The 15,995-nt window shown below is 67.5% G+C and carries 13 protein-coding genes; all 13 read left to right on the top strand.

All coding sequences use genetic code 11. From position 1 onward, the window contains the following. The first annotated feature begins 178 nt into the window (after window positions 1-178). The 13 genes from I6N89_RS08890 to recN all read left to right on the top strand — a co-directional run bounded on the left by I6N89_RS08890 (window position 179) and on the right by recN (window position 15,850). Window positions 179-1,345, top strand: a complete 1,167-nt coding sequence (locus tag I6N89_RS08890) for a peptidoglycan glycosyltransferase FtsW (protein ID WP_207017984.1) — start codon at window positions 179-181, stop codon at window positions 1,343-1,345. Window positions 1,346-1,507: 162 nt separating this feature from the next. Continuing rightward, on the top strand, window positions 1,508-2,656 hold the full coding sequence (locus I6N89_RS08885; RefSeq protein WP_207017982.1) for a UDP-N-acetylglucosamine--N-acetylmuramyl-(pentapeptide) pyrophosphoryl-undecaprenol N-acetylglucosamine transferase: 1,149 nt from the start codon (window positions 1,508-1,510) through the stop codon (window positions 2,654-2,656). Window positions 2,657-2,685: 29 nt separating this feature from the next. Beyond that, window positions 2,686-4,083 (top strand): UDP-N-acetylmuramate--L-alanine ligase, encoded by a 1,398-nt coding sequence (gene murC, locus I6N89_RS08880; RefSeq protein ID WP_207018199.1) that lies wholly within the window; start codon window positions 2,686-2,688, stop codon window positions 4,081-4,083. Between the two features lie 65 nt (window positions 4,084-4,148). After that, a complete protein-coding gene (locus I6N89_RS08875) occupies window positions 4,149-5,336 on the top strand; it encodes an APC family permease (RefSeq protein ID WP_207017981.1) in 1,188 nt (395 codons plus the stop codon). A gap of 45 nt (window positions 5,337-5,381) precedes the next feature. After that, window positions 5,382-5,642 (top strand): DUF2484 family protein, encoded by a 261-nt coding sequence (locus tag I6N89_RS08870; RefSeq protein WP_207017980.1) that lies wholly within the window; start codon window positions 5,382-5,384, stop codon window positions 5,640-5,642. A gap of 69 nt (window positions 5,643-5,711) precedes the next feature. Continuing rightward, entirely contained in the window at window positions 5,712-6,641 is a 930-nt protein-coding gene (gene murB, locus I6N89_RS08865; RefSeq protein ID WP_207017979.1) for a UDP-N-acetylmuramate dehydrogenase, read from the top strand. Window positions 6,642-6,770: 129 nt separating this feature from the next. After that, on the top strand, window positions 6,771-7,685 hold the full coding sequence (locus tag I6N89_RS08860) for a D-alanine--D-alanine ligase (protein ID WP_207017978.1): 915 nt from the start codon (window positions 6,771-6,773) through the stop codon (window positions 7,683-7,685). Next, a complete protein-coding gene (locus I6N89_RS08855) occupies window positions 7,682-8,566 on the top strand; it encodes a cell division protein FtsQ/DivIB (RefSeq protein WP_207017977.1) in 885 nt (294 codons plus the stop codon). The genes I6N89_RS08860 and I6N89_RS08855 overlap by 4 nt, the downstream gene beginning before the upstream one ends. After that, a complete protein-coding gene (gene ftsA / locus I6N89_RS08850; RefSeq protein WP_207017976.1) occupies window positions 8,566-9,897 on the top strand; it encodes a cell division protein FtsA in 1,332 nt (443 codons plus the stop codon). Before I6N89_RS08855 ends, ftsA begins: the two co-directional genes overlap by 1 nt. Before the next feature lie 443 nt (window positions 9,898-10,340). Continuing rightward, on the top strand, window positions 10,341-12,032 hold the full coding sequence (gene ftsZ / locus I6N89_RS08845) for a cell division protein FtsZ (protein WP_207017975.1): 1,692 nt from the start codon (window positions 10,341-10,343) through the stop codon (window positions 12,030-12,032). A gap of 231 nt (window positions 12,033-12,263) precedes the next feature. After that, window positions 12,264-13,193, top strand: coding sequence for a UDP-3-O-acyl-N-acetylglucosamine deacetylase (gene lpxC / locus I6N89_RS08840; protein ID WP_207017973.1), 930 nt, complete (start codon window positions 12,264-12,266; stop codon window positions 13,191-13,193). Window positions 13,194-13,309: 116 nt separating this feature from the next. Then, window positions 13,310-14,164 (top strand): outer membrane protein assembly factor BamD, encoded by an 855-nt coding sequence (locus I6N89_RS08835; RefSeq protein WP_207017971.1) that lies wholly within the window; start codon window positions 13,310-13,312, stop codon window positions 14,162-14,164. 33 nt (window positions 14,165-14,197) lie between these two features. Further along, window positions 14,198-15,850 carry a DNA repair protein RecN gene (recN, locus tag I6N89_RS08830; RefSeq protein WP_207017970.1) on the top strand — a complete coding sequence of 551 codons (1,653 nt, stop codon included), beginning with the start codon at window positions 14,198-14,200 and terminating at the stop codon, window positions 15,848-15,850. The last annotated feature ends 145 nt before the right edge of the window (window positions 15,851-15,995 follow it).

The raw sequence follows: 15,995 nt of genomic DNA, 5'->3' as shown, positions 1-15,995 counted from the left end.
TTTCCGCAAATACTCACCGCCGCCCCATCCGCCCGCGCGGTGCCGGGGCAGGGGGGCAAGCCGCAACCAAGTCTTCCCAAAACCCTCCCGCTTTGCTACCATTCGTTGCATGATCCGGGCCAACCCGGGCGAGCAGAGGCAATCCGGCCGTTGAGCGGCCAATACGAGCGGTGGTCCCATGACGGAAATGGTTTACGGCACGGTCTCCGTGCAGGAGGGCGAGCCTGTTCTGCCCAAATGGTGGCGCACGGTCGATCGCTGGGCGCTGTCCTGCATCTTCCTGCTCTTCGGCATCGGCATCCTGCTGGGGCTCGCCGCCTCGCCGCCGCTGGCCGAGCGCAACGGCTTTGCGCATTTCCACTATGTGCAGCGGCAGGCGGTGTTCGGCGGGCTGGCGCTGACCGCGATGATGCTGACGTCGATGCTGACGCCGCTGCTGGTGCGGCGCCTCGCGGTGATCGGCTTTCTCGTGGCCTTTGTCTCGCTGCTCGGTCTGCCCTTCCTCGGCACCGATTTCGGCAAGGGCGCGGTGCGCTGGTACTCGCTGGGCTTCGCTTCGGTGCAGCCGTCGGAATTCCTCAAGCCGCTCTTCGTCATCGTCGCCGCCTGGATGATGGCCGCCAGCCAGGAGATCGGCGGCCCGCCGGGCAAGCTCTGGTCCTTCGGGTTGACCGTCACCATCGTGCTGGCGCTCGCGATGCAGCCGGATTTCGGCCAGGCGAGCCTTGTACTCTTCGGCTGGGGGGTGATGTGGTTCATCGCCGGCGCGCCGATGCTGCTGCTGGTGGGGCTCGCCGGGCTCGTGGTGATGGGCGGCATGGTGGCCTATAACAGCTCCGAACACTTCGCCCGCCGCATCGATGGCTTTCTCACCCCCGAGGTCGATCCCACCACCCAGCTCGGCTATGCCACCAACGCCATTCAGGAGGGCGGCTTCTTCGGCGTCGGCGTCGGCGAGGGCCAGGTGAAATGGTCGCTGCCCGATGCGCATACGGATTTCATCATTGCGGTGGCCGCCGAGGAATACGGGCTCATCCTCGTGCTGCTGATCATTGCGCTCTACACCGTGGTGGTGGTGCGCTCGGTGCTGCGGCTGATGCGCGAGCGCGATCCCTTCATCCGGCTGGCAGGCACCGGGCTCGCGGCGATGTTCGGCGTGCAGGCGATGATCAATATGGGCGTCGCGGTGCGGCTGCTGCCGGCCAAGGGCATGACGCTGCCCTTCGTGAGCTATGGCGGCTCGTCGCTGATCGCCGGCGGCATCGCGGTCGGTATGCTTCTGGCCTTCACCCGGACCCGCCCGCAGGGCGAGATCGGCGAAATCCTGCGCGGGCGGCCGCGCTGAGCGGGCCGCATGCCTGCGGGGCTTCACCCGGCCGCTGCGCTGCGATAAGGGTGCCCGGATTTTGCGGTGGGCGCCTGGCGCACCACCAGAACATGCGGTGCGATGCGGGTGCGAGGGCGATGAGCCCCGGAATGCCCGCGGCAGGGAAGGATGAAAGCTGAGATGGCAGAGCGGTTCCGGCGCCCCCTCCTGGTCATTGCCGCAGGCGGCACCGGCGGGCATTTGTTTCCCGCCCAGGCGCTGGCGGAGCTGATGCTGCGGCGCGGCTGGCGGGTGAAACTCTCCACCGATGCGCGCGGCGCCCGCTATACCGGCGGCTTTCCCCATTCCACCGAGATCGAGCAGGTCAGCGCCGCGACCTTCGCGCGCGGCGGTGTGCTGGCCAAGCTTGCCGTGCCCTTCCGCCTCGCCGGTGGCGTGCTCTCCACCCTCATGCGCTTCCGCAAGGACCGGCCCGACGCGGTGGTGGGCTTTGGCGGCTACCCGTCGATTCCGGCGCTGACGGCGGCCTGGCTGCTGAAACTGCCACGGATGATCCACGAGCAGAACGGCGTGCTGGGGCGGGTCAACGAGCTCTTTGCCAAGAAAGTCGATGTGGTGGCCTGCGGCACCTGGCCCACGACCCTGCCCGAAGGCGTCGAGGGCGTGCATACCGGCAACCCGGTGCGCATGGCGGTGCATGAACGGGCGGGCGCGGGCTATATCGTGCCGGGCGATTATCCGATGTCGCTGCTGGTGATCGGCGGCAGCCAGGGCGCGCGCATTCTGTCGGACATCGTGCCGCCGGCCATCGAACGCCTGCCGATCGAGATCCTTCGCAATCTCCGCGTCAGCCATCAGGCCCGCGACGAGGATGGCGAGCGCGTCACGCAATACTATTACCAGCACGCCATCGACGCCGATGTGCAGCCCTTCTTCACCGATATTCCCGCCCGCATGTCCGAGGCGCAGCTGGTGATCTCGCGCTCCGGCGCCTCGTCGGTCGCCGATATCTCGGTGATCGGGCGGCCCGCGATCCTGGTGCCCTATGCAGCGGCGGCGGGCGATCACCAGTCGGTCAACGCACAGGGGCTGGTCGATGCCGGCGCCGCGATCCGCATTCCCGAAAGCATGCTCAGCGTCGAGAACATGTCCGAGGCGATCATGGCGGTGCTGAGCAATCCCGAGGGCGCGTCGCAGATGTCGCACGCGGCGCTTGCAGTCGCCAAGCCGGAGGCGGCCGAGCATCTGGCCTGGCTGGTCGAGCAGCTCGCCGGGTTCGGGCAGGACGAAGACCAACAACAACAGGCAGCAGAGGACGGGCAGGGATGAAACACGAACGGGTCACCGAGGGGGGCATGATGAGCGCCGCGACGAAACTTCCGGGCGATGTCGGCCCCATTCACTTCGTCGGCATCGGCGGTATCGGCATGTCGGGTATCGCCGAGGTGCTGCTGAACCACGGCTATGTGGTGCAGGGCTCGGATCTCAAGCGCTCCAAGATCACCGAACGGCTGGAGGCGCTGGGCGCGCATATCTTCGAGGGCCAGACGGCCGAGAACCTCGAGACCGCCGAGGTGGTGGTGATCTCCTCGGCGATCAAGCCGGGCAATCCCGAGCTCGACGAGGCGCGCCGGCGCGGGCTGCCGGTGGTGCGCCGGGCCGAGATGCTGGCCGAGCTGATGCGGCTGAAATCCAACGTCGCGGTGGCCGGCACCCATGGCAAGACCACCACGACGACCATGGTGGCAACGCTGCTGGATGCGGGCAATTACGACCCCACGGTGATCAATGGCGGCATCATCCACGCCTATGGCTCGAACGCCCGGGTGGGTCTGGGCGAATGGATGGTGGTCGAGGCCGATGAGAGCGACGGCACCTTCAACCGGCTGCCCGCCACCATTGCCATCGTCACCAATATCGACCCCGAGCATATGGAGCATTGGGGCAGCATCGAGAACCTGCGCGACGGGTTTTATCAGTTCGTCTCCAATATTCCCTTCTACGGGCTGGCGGTCTGCTGCACCGATCACGCCGAGGTGCAGGCGCTGGTGGGCCGGGTCAGCGACCGGCGGGTGACGACCTATGGCTTCAACGCCCAGGCGGATGTGCGCGCGGTGAACCTGCGCTACGAGAAGGGCATCGCGCATTTCGACATCCTGCTTCAGGGCGAGGACAGCAAGATCGAAGGCTGCACCCTGCCGATGCCCGGCGATCACAATGTCTCCAACGCGCTGGCCGCCGTTGCGGTGGCGCGGCATCTGGGGATGAAGCGCGACGAGATCCGCACGGCGCTGGCGGCATTCGGCGGGGTGAACCGCCGCTTTACCCGGGTGGGGGAGGTCAACGGCGTGACCATCATTGACGATTACGGCCACCACCCGGTGGAAATCGCCGCCGTGCTGAAAGCCGCGCGTCAGGCCACCGAAGGACGGGTCATCGCCGTGCATCAGCCGCACCGCTATTCGCGGCTGCATTCGCTGTTCGACGATTTCTGCGCCTGTTTCAACGAGGCCGATGTGGTGGCCATCGCCGAGGTCTATGCGGCGGGAGAAGAGCCCATCGAGGGCGCCACGCGCGACGATCTGGTGGCCGGGCTGATCCGCCACGGACACCGGCACGCCCGCGCGATCCTGAGCGAGGACGATCTCGAACGGCTGGTGCGCGAACAGGCACGGCCGGGCGACATGGTGGTCTGCCTCGGCGCCGGCACGATCTCGGCCTGGGCCAACAACCTGCCGCAGCGCCTGGCCGACTGACGCGGGTCCGAAGATTTTTCGTACGAAAAATCTTTGGCGCCACGCTGTAGGTGAGGGCAGGGAGGATGAGCGAGCAACTCAAACGCCGGATCGGTTTCGGATTGCTGACCGCTTACGGTGTCGGCGTCATGGTCGGCGCCGGCATCTATGTGCTGGTCGGCGCGGTGGCCGGGGCGGCAGGCATCTGGGCGCCGCTGGCGTTTCTGGCGGCAGGTGCCGTGGCCGCGCCCACTGCGCTTTCCTATGCCGAATGGTCTGCGCGGGTGCCGGAGGCGGCGGGTGAGGCCGCCTATATCCGCGCGGGGTTCGATATGCCGCGGCTGGCGGTGCTCGTCGGGCTCGCCATCGTCGTCGCCGGCACGATCTCTGCCGCAGCGGTGCTGCGCGGCGGGGTCGGGTATCTGACCGGTATCGTCGATTTGCCGATCTGGCTCGGGGTCGCGGGGCTCGGTCTGGCGCTGACGCTGGTCGCCGGGCTGGGGGTCTTGGAAAGCCTGAGCCTTGCCGCGCTTTTCACCGTGATCGAGCTTGCCGGGCTCGCGCTGATCGTCTGGGCCGGGATGGGCGCCGCGCCAGCACCGGATTACGTGGCCGCGCCGCCGCCCGGGCTTGCGGCCATCGGTGCCGGGGCGGTGCTGGCGTTTTTCGCCTTCATCGGTTTCGAGGACATGGTGAACATGGCCGAAGAGGTGCGCGAGCCCACCCGCACGCTGCCGCGCGCGATCCTGGTCTCGCTGGCGATTACGACGTTGCTTTATGCTCTGGTTTCCTGGGCTGCTGTGCGAGCGGTGCCGCTGGAGGAACTGGCCGCCTCCGAGCGGCCGCTGGCGCTGGTCTGGCAGGAGACGCGGGGTGGTGGCGCGGCGGGGTTTTCGGCGATTGCCGTCTTCGCGGCGCTCAACGGCGTTCTGGCGCAGGTGGTGATGGCGGCGCGGGTGCTGTTCGGGCTCGGCAAAACCGGTGGCCCGCTGGCGGTTTTCCACCACGCGCATCCGCGCTTCGGCACGCCGCTGCCCGCCACCGCCCTGGTCGGCGCGGCGGTGATCGGTGCGGCGCTGCTGCTGCCGGTGGATGTGCTGGCCGGCGCGACGTCGGCGGTGTTGCTGGCGGTGTTCGTGCTGATCAACGCGGCACTGATCGCGGTCAAGCGGCGGGTGCCCGAGGCCCCGTTCCGCGTGCCCATGGCGGTGCCGGTGGCCGGTGTGGCGATGTCGCTGCTGGCGCTTGTCGCGGGCCTTGCGGGGCAGGGCTGATCCGGGGCAGGCTGAGCCTGCCCGTGGCGTATGCAGGGGATGCCGATGACCATTTCTCTTTTCCTGGCCTGTGTCTGGGCGATTGCCGCCAATGTGCTGGCGATGCTGCCCGCGCGCGACAATCATTGGCGGCGGGCCTATCTTTTGATCGGGCTCGGTCTGCCGTTGCTGGCCTATGTCGTCTGGGAAAACGGGCCCTGGGTCGGGCTGGTCGTTCTGCTGGCCGGGATGAGCGTGCTGCGCTGGCCTCTGCGGTATCTCTGGCGCTGGCTGCGCGCGCGGCTCGGGGGTGGCGGTGAGCGATGACGGCCCGTCTGTGTCCCGGCGGCGGGCCGGGGCTTTACTGCCGCCGCGGGGCGCGGCAGAAGGCGCGCGATGACTGACACGCTTCCCCCCGTGCGCGGGCGCCTGACGGCGGACCGCCCGCTCTCCGATCTGACCTGGCTGCGCGTTGGCGGGCCGGCGGATCTGTTCTTTCAGCCCGCCGATCTCGACGATCTGCGCGACTTTCTGCGCGCGCTGCCTGCCGGGCAGCCGGTGTTCCCCATGGGCGTGGGGTCGAACCTGATCGTGCGCGACGGCGGCATCCGCGCGGTGGTGATCCGCCTGGGGCGCGGCTTCAACGGCATCTCCATCGAAGGCACCCGCGTCACCGCCGGTGCCGCCGCGCTCGATGCGCATGTGGCAAAGCGCGCGGCGCAGGCGGGGGTGGACCTGACCTTTCTGCGCACCATCCCGGGCAGCATCGGCGGCGCCGTGCGGATGAATGCCGGCTGCTACGGCTCCTACGTCGCCGATCACCTGATCGAGGCGCGTGCGGTCACCCGCGACGGCGCGCTGGTGACGCTGACGCCGGCTGAGCTGAAACTCGCCTACCGCCAGAGTGCGCTGCCCGAGGGCTGGGTGCTGACAGAGGCGGTGTTCCAAGGCGCGCCGGGCGATCCCGAGGCGCTTGAGGCGCGCATGGCGGCGCAGCTCAAGAAACGCGACGAAAGCCAGCCCAGCAAGGACCGTACCGCCGGCTCGACCTTTCGCAACCCGGCGGGGTTCAGCTCCACCGGCCTCGCCGACGACACCCACGAGCTGAAAGCATGGAAGGTGATCGACGAGGCCGGTCTGCGCGGCGCCACACGGGGCGGGGCGCAGATGTCGCCCAAACATTCGAATTTCCTGGTGAACACCGGAGGCGCAACCGCCGCCGATCTGGAAGGATTGGGCGAGGAGGTGCGAAAAAAGGTTTTCCAACACAGCGGAATAGCGTTACATTGGGAAATCATGCGGGTCGGAGAACCCGCAGCGTCCTGAGGCCGGGAAACCGCGCTGAAACGGACGCGGCGATCATCGCAAAAAGCGCGGGGCGCCGACCATAAGGGGGATCACCCCCAGAGCAGAACAAGGGGCGCAAAGCCCCATCATTTCGAGGCGGTTTTGGGGATGTCGAGCAGGGCAAACCCGAAAGTGGCGGTATTGTTGGGCGGCCCCTCCGCAGAGCGCGAGGTGTCACTCAGTTCCGGACGGGAATGTGCCGCCGCTTTGAGGGACGAAGGATTCCAGGTCACCGAGGTCGATGCCGGCCCCGATCTGGCGCAGGTGCTGTCCGCACTGGCGCCAGATGTCGTGTTCAACGCGCTGCATGGCCGTTGGGGCGAGGATGGCTGCGTGCAGGGGCTGCTGGAATGGCTGGGGATTCCCTATACCCATTCCGGTGTGCTGTCCTCTGCGCTGGCCATGGACAAGGAACGTACCAAGCAGGTCTATCGTGCCGCCGGGCTGCCGGTGGTGGACAGCCTGCTCGCCGACAAATCCGAGATCGAAGCGCGCCACGTCATGGCGCCGCCCTATGTGGTGAAGCCCTATAACGAGGGCTCTTCTGTCGGCGTCTATCTGGTGCAGGAGGGGGCTAACACACCGCCGCGCCTCGCCGCCGAGATGCCCGAGACGCTGATGGTCGAGGCCTATGTGCCCGGGCGCGAGCTTACCACCACGGTGATGGGCGACCGGGCGCTGACGGTGACCGATATCCTCACCGATGGCTGGTACGATTACGACGCCAAGTACAAGGAGGGCGGCTCGCGCCATGTGCTGCCCGCCGAGGTGCCGCGGGAGATCTTCGACGCCTGTCTCGATTACGCGCTGCGCGCCCATGAGGCGCTGGGCTGCCGGGGCACCAGCCGCACGGATTTCCGCTGGGACGAGAGTCGCGGTCTTGCCGGGCTGGTGCTGCTGGAGACCAACACCCAGCCGGGTATGACGCCGACCTCGCTGGTGCCCGAGCAGGCACAGTTCTTTGGCTACAGCTTCGGGCAGTTCTGCCGCTGGCTGGTGGAGGATGCCTCTTGCAACCGATGACCGAGACGCCCGCGCCGCAGGTCCACCGCCCCGATCCCGCGCCCTCGCGGCTGAAATACCGCATCGAGCGGCTGATGCTGACGCCGCTCTTCCGGCTGGCGCTGCGGGTCGGGCTGCCGGCGCTGATCGGTTTCGGCGCGACGAGCTGGTATTTTTCCTATGAGGATCACCGCACCGCCGTGCTCGACGCCATCGCCGGCATCCGCAACCAGATCGAGACGCGGCCGGAATTCATGGTCAATCTCATGGCCATCGACGGCGCCAGCCCCGGTGTCTCCGACGATATCCGCGAGATCCTGCCCATCGACTTTCCCGTCAGTTCCTTCGATCTCGATCTCGTCCTGATGCAAGGCGCGATTGTCGGGCTGGATGCGGTCGAGAGCGCGAGGCTACGCATCCGGCAGGGCGGGGTGTTGCAGATCGACGTGACCGAGCGGGTGCCGGTGGCGCTGTGGCGGTTGCGCGGCGAGCTGGAACTGCTCGACGATACCGGCGCGCGGGTCGGCCCGGCGATGGTGCGGAGCGAGTATCCCGGGCTGCCGGTGATCGCGGGCAAGGGCGCGGACGATTTCGTCGCCGAGGCGGTGGAGCTGGTGCAGGCGGCGGCGCCGCTCGCCGGGCGGCTGCGCGGGCTGGAGCGGATCGGCGAACGCCGCTGGGATGTGGTGCTGGATCGCGGTCAGCGCCTGATGCTGCCCGAGACGGGCGCGGTGCGGGCGCTGGAACGCGCCATCGCCATGGATCAGGCGGTGGACATGCTGTCGCGCGATATCGCGGCGGTGGATCTGCGGCTGCCGCGGCGCCCGACGCTGCGGCTGAACGGCGAGGCGATAGGCGAATACTGGCGGATCAAGGCCATGGAGACCGGAGAAAACCAATAATGATCGAGCTCTATGAATCCCAGCGCGCCATGCGCAACATGCGCAAGGCGGCGATGCAGCGGGGGGTGGTGGCGATCCTGGACGTGGGCAGTTCCAAGATCGCCTGCCTGGTGCTGCGCTTCGACGGCACGGAAAAGCTGGGCGATGACGGCATCGGCTCGCTGGCCGGGCAGTCGGGCTTCCGCGTCATCGGCGCGGCGACGACGCGCTCGCGCGGGGTGAAATTCGGCGAGATCGCCGCCATGGGCGAGACCGAGCGGGCCATCCGCACTGCCGTGCAGGCGGCGCAGAAGATGGCCGGCATCCGGGTCGATCACGTCATCGTCTGTTTCTCGGGGGCCGAGCCGCGCAGCTACGGGCTGGCCGGGCAGGTCGAGATCGAGAGCACCATGGTGACCGAGCAGGATGTGGCGCGGGTGCTCTCGGCCTGCGACGTTCCGGATTTCGGCCATGGCCGAGAGGTGCTGCACGCGCAGCCGGTGAATTTCGCGCTCGATCACCGCTCCGGGCTGAACGACCCGCGCGGCCAGATCGGGCAGGCGCTGGCCACCGATATGCATATGCTGACGGTGAACGCGCAGGCGATCCAGAACATCGCGCATTGCGTGAAGCGCTGCGATCTGGAGCTCGCGGGGCTCGCGAGCTCGGCCTATGCCAGCGGCATCGCGGCGCTGGTCGAGGACGAGCAGGAGCTGGGCTCGGCCTGTATCGACATGGGCGGCGGCACCACCGGCGTGTCGATCTTCATGAAGAAACACATGATCTATGCGGATGCCGTGCAGATGGGCGGCAACCATGTGACCGGCGATATCTCGATGGGGCTTCAGATCCCCATGGCGATGGCCGAGCGTATCAAGACCTTTTACGGCGGTGTCGTCGCCACCGGCATGGACGACCGAGAGATGATCGAGATCTCGGGCGATACCGGCGACTGGCATCACGACCGCCGGCAGGTGAGCCGCGCCGAGCTGATCGGCATCATGCGGCCCCGGGTGGAGGAGATCCTCGAAGAGGTGCGCTCCTGTCTGGATGCCGCCGGCTTCGAGCATATGCCGAGCCAGCAGATCGTGCTCACCGGCGCGGCGAGCCAGATCCCCGGGCTCGACGGGCTGGCGAGCCGCATTCTGGGCTCGCAGGTGCGTCTGGGCCGGCCGATGCGGGTGCACGGGCTGCCGCAGGCGGCCACCGGCCCGGGCTTTGCCAGCGCCGTGGGCATGTGCCTCTTCGCGGCGCATCCGCAGGACGAATGGTGGGATTTCGAGATCCCGGTCGACAAATACCCGGCGCGCTCGCTGAAGCGCGCGGTGAAATGGTTCCGCGACAACTGGTGAGCGGCGGCGCCCGTGGCGCGGGCGGGGTGTTTTTTTGAGTATTTGAAGAAAGATGAAAGGGCGGGGCGCGCGAAAATCCGCGCGTTTCGCCGTCGAAACCGGGGTGACGGCGGGGCGCGACTCTGCTAGCTTATCCACAGATCTGTGCACAAGACGCAGGCGTGAGGGGTGTCGGGCAGACTTCCCTGAAAATTGCGAGCGAAACACCCTGACGGCACCCGTGATACCGGTGTGTCGCCCGAGGTCTGTTGCGCGTGGATGTGCGCAGGCCGCAAAATATAGCGGTTTCGGCGAAATCCCGCGCGGACGGCCCCAGAATCCCCTATATTTCGTGGCGAATCTGCGTTTTTTACGTGACCGACCCATTAGATATCGGTAAGAATTGCCCACAAAGGCGCAGGACAGGCGTGCAAACAAGTCATAAAAGACAGGCGGACCAGCATATGACACTCAACCTCTCGATGCCCGGCCAGGAAGAGCTGAAGCCCCGGATCACGGTCTTCGGCGTGGGCGGTGCCGGCGGCAACGCCGTCAACAACATGATCACCCAGCAGCTCGAAGGCGTGGATTTCGTCACCGCGAACACCGACGCGCAGGCGCTGCAACAGTCCATGGCGCATAACAAGGTGCAGCTGGGCGTGAAGGTGACCGAGGGGCTGGGCGCGGGTGCGCGGGCCTCGGTGGGCGCTGCTGCCGCCGAGGAGAGCATCGAGCAGATCGTCGATCACCTGGCCGGCGCTCATATGTGCTTCATCACCGCCGGCATGGGCGGCGGCACCGGCACCGGCGCAGCCCCGATCATCGCGCAGGCCGCGCGCGAGCTGGGCGTGCTGACCGTGGGCGTGGTGACCAAGCCCTTCCAGTTCGAAGGCGCCAAGCGCATGCGTCAGGCCGAGGACGGCGTCGAGGCGCTGCAAAAGGTCGTCGACACGCTGATCATCATCCCGAACCAGAACCTGTTCCGTCTGGCCAACGAAAAGACCACTTTCACCGAGGCGTTCTCGCTGGCCGACAATGTACTCTATCAGGGTGTGAAGGGCATTTCCGACCTGATGGTGCGCCCGGGCCTGATCAACCTCGACTTCGCCGATGTCCGCTCGGTGATGGACGAGATGGGCAAGGCGATGATGGGCACCGGCGAGGCCGAGGGCGAGGAGCGCGCGATCCAGGCAGCCGAGAAGGCGATAGCGAACCCGCTGCTGGACGAGATCTCGCTGAAAGGCGCGAAGGGCGTGCTGATCAACATCACCGGCGGTCACGACCTGACGCTGTTCGAGCTCGACGAGGCGGCCAACCGCATTCGCGAAGAAGTGGATGCCGATGCCAATATCATCGTCGGCTCGACGCTGGATGACAGCATGGAAGGCATGATGCGCGTCTCCGTCGTCGCCACCGGCATCGACGCCAGTGCCGTGCAGAACGATATCCCGGTGCCGCGCCGCAAGCTTTCCGAGCCGCTGAAGCCGACCATGACCGAAGAGGCGCCGGCCCCGGCGGCGGCCGCTCCGGCACCGGCACAGACCCCGGCCCCGGCACCGAAACCCGCGCCGGCCCCGGTGGCCGCGCAGGTGGCAGAGCCGGAATACGAGGAAGACGAGCCGTCGCTCTTTGAGTCGCTTGAGAGCGAGCGCCACGCACAGGACCCCGCCGAGAGCCTCTTCGAGGAGCCGGCCCCCGCTGCGGCTCAGACCCAGGACGATCTGCCGCCGCCAGCCTACCGCCCGCAGGTGGCGCAGTTCCAGCCGCAGCCCGATGCGCTCGAGGCCGAGCCCGAAACCTTCGTCGCGCCGCGGGCGCCGACGCCGGGCACGCCTTCGCCGGACACCATGGCCCGGCTTCAGGCCGCCGCCGCGCGCAACCGCCAGCAGGCGGCAGGGCAGGCGCAGGCCCCGCGTCAGATGCAGCCGCAGCAGCCCGCTGGGGCCGCGCGCGGGGGAGAGGGCGACAAGCCGCGTTTCGGCATCAACTCGCTGATCAACCGCATGACCGGCCATGCCCAGGAAGCCGCGCCCGCGCCGCGCCGCCAGCAGCCGCCGGTTCAGGCGCATCAGCCGGCGCCTGTGGCCGATCCGGAAGAGGCTCAGGATCAGGACCGGATTGAAATTCCGGCCTTCCTGCGGCGTCAGGCGAACTGATATTCTCGCATGAGCGGACAGAAACGCCCCCGATTTAGGGGGCGTTTTTTGTTTGTATAACAGCGAGTTGCGACGCGATTGTCAGAGCTGCGCGGGGTTTCGCGCATCGCGTTACGGTGATGTTTCAGGCGGTTACAATCTTTGATTTGAGATGACAGGGGGCCGTCTATATCTCCAACCTCGAAGAAGCCGCCTATGGGGAGGCGGGTTTTGAAGACCGAGGTGATCCACGTGCAGACGACACTCCGTTCCGCTGTGACCTTTCAAGGCGTTGGCCTGCATTCCGGCAAGCCCGCGCGCATGACGATCCGTCCGGCCATGGCCGAGCACGGCATCTGGTTCAAGCGGACCGACATTCTTTTGGGCGACAGGCTGGTGCCTGCGCGCTGGGATGCCGTCGAGGTGACCCCGCTCTGTACGCGCATCGTCAACGCCGCTGGTGTCGCTGTTTCGACCATCGAACATGTCATGGCCGCGCTGGCCGGTTGCGGCGTGCACAACGCGCTGATCGAGATCGACGGCCCGGAAGTGCCGATTCTCGACGGCTCCGCAGCGCCTTTCGTGCGCGGCATCCTGGCGCGCGGCGTGCGCGGCCTGCATGCTCCGGTGCGTGCCATCGAAATCCTGAAACCCGTCGAGGTGAAGACCGACAGCGGCTGGGCCCGGCTGAGCCCGGCGCCGGAAGGCGAAGGGCTGAGCATGGATTTCCATATCGCCTTCACCGATTCCGCCATCGGCACCCAGGACAAGAGCCTCAACCTCGCCAACGGCACCTTCGTGCGTGAGCTCTGCGACAGCCGCACCTTCTGCCGCCAGGCCGATGTCGAGGCGATGCAGGCCAACGGTCTGGCGCTCGGCGGCACCTATGAAAACGCCGTGGTGGTCGATGGCGACGAGGTTCTGTCGCCCGGTGGCCTGCGTCATGACGACGAGGCGGTGCGTCACAAGATGCTCGACGCTCTGGGCGATCTCTTCACCGCAGGTGCGCCGATCATCGGCCATTACGAGGGCCACAAGGCCGGCCACGCCATCACCAATATGCTCCTGCACGCGCTCTTTGCGGATCCCGGGGCTTATCGCTTTACGCTTTGCGACCGGCTGGTCGCCGCGCGCCTGCCCGGGGCCGGTGTCGAGCGCGACGAGATCCCCGCCGTCGCCTGATCGTTTTTGCCGGCGGCAAATCGCCGTTAAGGCGTTTTGCCCCGGAATTTTCTGTGCTAGGACCATGCCAAGGATCGGGGACCGGTCCGTTGCAAGGGATATGAGGATTGTCGGGCATGGCAGGCGGCAGATCGCGGAAGATTGTGATCGGGGCGGCTTTTTCCGCCATTGTTCTGGCCGGGTGCACGGCGCAGGAACGTCCGGGCTTTGCCCGGGGGAATATTCCCATCGAGACCTATTCCGCCGAGCAGATCTATGAGCGCGGCGAGTATGAAATCGATCGCAAGGATGGCGAGACCGCGGCGTTCTATTTCGGCGAGGTCGAGCGGCTTTACCCATATTCCGACTGGGCCAAGCGCGCGCTGATCATGCAGGCCTATGCCTATCATCTCGAGAAGGATTACGAGAACAGCCGCGCCTCGGCGCAGCGCTATATCGACTTCTACCCGACCGACGACGATGCCGCCTATGCGCAGTATCTGCTGGCGCTCAGCTATTACGACCAGATCGAGGAAGTGGGCCGCGACCAGGGGCTGACCTTCCAGGCGTTGCAGGCGCTGCGCACGGTGATCGAGCGCTATCCCGACAGCGAATATGCGCGCTCGTCGATTCTGAAATTCGATCTTGCCTTCGACCATCTGGCCGGCAAGGAAATGGAGATCGGCCGCTACTATCTCAAGCGCCAGCATTACGGCGCGGCGATCAACCGCTTCCGTTCGGTGGTCGAGGATTTCCAGACCACCACCCACACGCCGGAAGCGCTGCACCGGCTGGTGGAGGCGTATCTGTCGCTGGGCCTCACCGACGAGGCGCAGACCGCCGGCGCGATTCTGGGCTACAACTATCAGGGCACCGACTGGTACGAGGATAGCTACAAGCTGCTGACGGGCCGGGGGCTGGAGCTGAAGGCGGCGGGCGACAGCTGGCTGGCGCAGATCTATCGCCAGATGGTCAAGGGCCAGTGGCTTTAGGGGATGGCGGGGTGATCCCCCGCCTTACGCGTCATGCTGCGTGCGCTTGAAATCCGTGACATGCTGATCATCGACCGGCTGGACCTGATGTTCCAGCCCGGTCTCAATGTGCTCACCGGTGAGACCGGGGCGGGCAAGTCCATCCTGCTGGATTCGCTGGGATTCGTGCTGGGCTGGCGCGGTCGCGCCGAACTTGTGCGCAGCGGCGCCGCGCAGGGCGAGGTGACGGCGGTGTTCGAGCTGAGCTCCGGCCACGCGGCGCGCGGCGTTCTGGAGGAGGCGGGGCTGCCGGTCTCCGACGAGCTGATCCTGCGGCGGGTGAATTCGGCGGACGGGCGCAAGACCGGCTGGGTCAACGACCGCCGCGCCAGCGGCGAGGTGCTGCGGCGGCTCTCGGATACGCTGGTCGAGCTGCATGGCCAGCATGACGACCGCGGCCTGCTGAACCCCTCGGGCCACAGGGCGATTCTCGACAGCTATGCGGCGATCTCCGCCGAGCTGGCGGCGGTGCGCGCGGCCTGGGCCGAGCGCCGCACCGCGCGCAAGCGGCTGGAGGCGGCGGAGGCCGCGCTGGCCGAGATGCGCGCCGAGGAGGAATTCCTGCGCCACGCGGTGGAGGAGCTCGACAAGCTCGCGCCGGGACCGGAGGAAGAGGCTGAGCTCGACACCCGCCGCCGCACCATGCAGGCCGCCGAGCGCATCCGCGAGGATATCGCGAAGGCCTCCGACGCGCTGGGATACGAGGGGGCCGAGGGCGCCATGGCCAATGCGCTGCGCTGGCTCGAAGGCGCCTCGGACAAGGCCGAGGGGCGTCTGGAGGCGGCGATTGCCGCGCTGACCCGCGCCATGGCGGAGCTCGACGAGGCCGGGCGCGAGGTGGCCGAATGCCTCGATGCGCTGGAGTTCAACCCGCACGATCTGGAAGAGACCGAGGAGCGGCTTTTCGCCATTCGCGGTCTGGCGCGCAAGCATCAGGTGGCCCCCGATGCGCTGCCTGAGCTGGCGGCAACGCTGTCCGGGCGGCTGGCGACGCTGGAGCGCGGCGCCGAGGATATCGCCGTGCTGACCCGCGCGGTGAAAGAGGCGGATGGCGCCTATGATGCGGCGGCGGAGCGCCTGAGCGCGGCGCGGGTGCAGGCGGCGGAACGGCTCGACGCGGCGATGGCCACCGAGCTGGCGCCGCTGAAGATGGAGCGGGCGGTGTTCCGCACCGAGATCACGCCGGGCGAGCCGGGCCCGGAGGGGCGCGACGCGGTGGCCTTCACTGTGGCGACGAACCCGGGCGCGCCCTCGGGGCCGCTGAACAAGATCGCCTCTGGCGGCGAGCTGTCGCGCTTCCTGCTGGCGCTGAAGGTCTGCCTCTCGGAAGAGCGCAACCGGGGCGTGACGATGATCTTCGACGAGATCGACCGCGGCGTCGGCGGCGCCACGGCGGATGCGGTGGGCCGGCGGCTGAAGGCGCTGGCCGGCGGCGGGCAGGTGCTGGTGGTGACCCATTCGCCGCAGGTCGCGGCGCTCGGCGCGCATCACTGGCGGGTGCAGAAGCGGGTAGAGCAGGAGATGACGCTCTCGACGGTGACGCCGCTCGATTCCGGCGCGCGCGAGGACGAGCTTGCGCGGATGCTCTCGGGCGACACGGTCACCCCCGAGGCCCGTGCGGCGGCACGGGCGCTGCTGGCGGGGTAGGCCGGCGCGGGCGGTGGGTTGGAAACCCACCCTACGGATCGTCAACTCCCGCCCCGGACTTGATCCGGGGCCTCAGCGGTCGGTCTTTGAGGAGGGCTATATTCCAAGCTGGGCTTGTCAGCAACGCAGCGGGAGCCGGGCCTGG

The sequence above is a fragment of the Salipiger abyssi genome, assembly GCF_017311415.1.
In the GTDB taxonomy this organism is placed as follows: Bacteria; Pseudomonadota; Alphaproteobacteria; order Rhodobacterales; family Rhodobacteraceae; genus Salipiger; species Salipiger abyssi_A.
Note: the sequence above shows the minus strand (reverse complement) of the source record. Positions and strands in the feature narration are given on the sequence as shown.